Genomic DNA, 1,447 nt, shown 5'->3' with positions numbered 1-1,447 from the left:
TCCGCCCGTCCGCCCGTCCGCCCGTCCGCCGTCCCCGGAGTTCTCCATGCGTCCCCGCACGTCCCGTCCGGCCGTCGCCCTCCTGCTGGGTGCGGGGCTTCTGCTCACCGCCTGCTCCTCGGGCGAACCGCCCGTCTCCGCCGGCGCGAAGCCGCTGTCCGACCCGGCCGAGGTGCCCGCCGCACAGCTGGCGTACCCCCTGGATCCGTACAGGACGACGGACGAGCAGATCCACAGTCTGGAGAAGGCGCAGGACCTGCTGACGGTGGAATGCATGAAGCGGTTCGGGTTCACGTACCGGCCGCCGGTCCGGCCCGCGCCGCGCCCCAGGGGCACGTCGTCGCGGTACGGGGTCACGGACGAGGCGACGGTGGCGCGGTACGGGTACGCGAGGCCCGGCGGTCCCGCCCCCGCACCGGACAAGCTGCCCGGGGACTCGCTCCCTCCGGCCGAGCGGCTGGTGCTGACCGGTCCGCCGCTCAGGACCGGGCCGGGAGGCCGCCTCGTTCCTCCCCCGCGCACTCTTGAGGAGTCGCGGAGGACCGACAGCGGCCGGACGGTCAACGGGCAGAAGGTGCCGGTCGGCGGCTGCGGCCGGGAGGGCCACCTCGCGCTCTTCGCGGAGAAGAAGGACCCCGTGGACCTGCTCTACGTCTTCGGGATGGAGTCGGAGGCGTCCATCCGGGCCAGGGAGACCCCGAAGGTGGTGGAGGCCGTCGGGGCGTGGTCGGCGTGCATGGCCGAGAAGGGGTACCGCGTCACCGATCCCGTCTCCCCGCAGAAGGCCCTCGGGCTGGAGTCCGAGGCCGAGTTCGGCACCGCCAGGGCGATCGCCGCCGCGAAGCAGGACGTGGCCTGCAAGAAGCGGACGGAGCTGGTGGCCCTCTGGTACGAGGCCGAGGTCGGGTTCCAGAACGAGCTCATGGAGCGGCACGCCGAGACCCTGAAGCAGGTCAAGGCCGAGCTGGACGAGCGGGTCAAGAAGGCGGCCTCGGTCAACGGCAACGGATGAACGACGGTGCCCCCTCTCCCCCGCTCCGGGGGAGAGGGGGCACCGTCGTTCCGTCACGCCTTCGGCGCGACCTTCGACAGGCCGTTGATGATGCGGTCCATCGCGTCGCCGCCCGTCGGGTCGGTGAGGTTCGCCAGCATCTTCAGCGTGAACTTCATCAGCAGCGGGTGGGTCAGACCGCGCTGGGTCGCGATCTTCATGACCTTCGGGTTGCCGATGAGCTTCACGAAGGCGCGGCCCAGCGTGTAGTAGCCGCCGTAGGTGTCCTTGAGGATCTGCGGGTAGTTCCGCAGGGCCAGCTCGCGCTGGGCGGGGGTGGCGCGGGCGTGCGCCTGGACGATGACGTCGGCCGCGATCTGGCCGGACTCCATCGCGTACGCGATGCCCTCGCCGTTGAACGGGTTGACCAGGCCGCCCGCGTCGCCGACGAGCAGC

At 71.8% G+C, this 1,447-nt stretch carries 2 protein-coding genes; one reads left to right on the top strand and one right to left on the bottom strand.

All coding sequences use genetic code 11. The features are described 5' to 3' along the window. A partial coding sequence (locus CCN56_RS31625) for a hypothetical protein (RefSeq protein ID WP_218779472.1) occupies nucleotides 1–1,012 on the top strand: 1,012 nt, incomplete at its 5' end. Between the two features lie 53 nt (nucleotides 1,013–1,065). Here CCN56_RS31625 and CCN56_RS31620 read toward each other — a convergent pair. After that, on the bottom strand, nucleotides 1,066–1,447 hold a 382-nt coding region (locus CCN56_RS31620), incomplete at its 5' end, for an NAD(P)/FAD-dependent oxidoreductase (protein ID WP_373412925.1).

Source organism: Streptomyces sp. NRRL B-24572 (assembly GCF_002156145.1).
Taxonomy (GTDB): Bacteria; Actinomycetota; Actinomycetes; order Streptomycetales; family Streptomycetaceae; genus Streptomyces; species Streptomyces vietnamensis.
The sequence above is the reverse complement of the archived record's forward strand: the minus strand, read 5'-3'. Positions and strand labels throughout refer to the sequence as shown.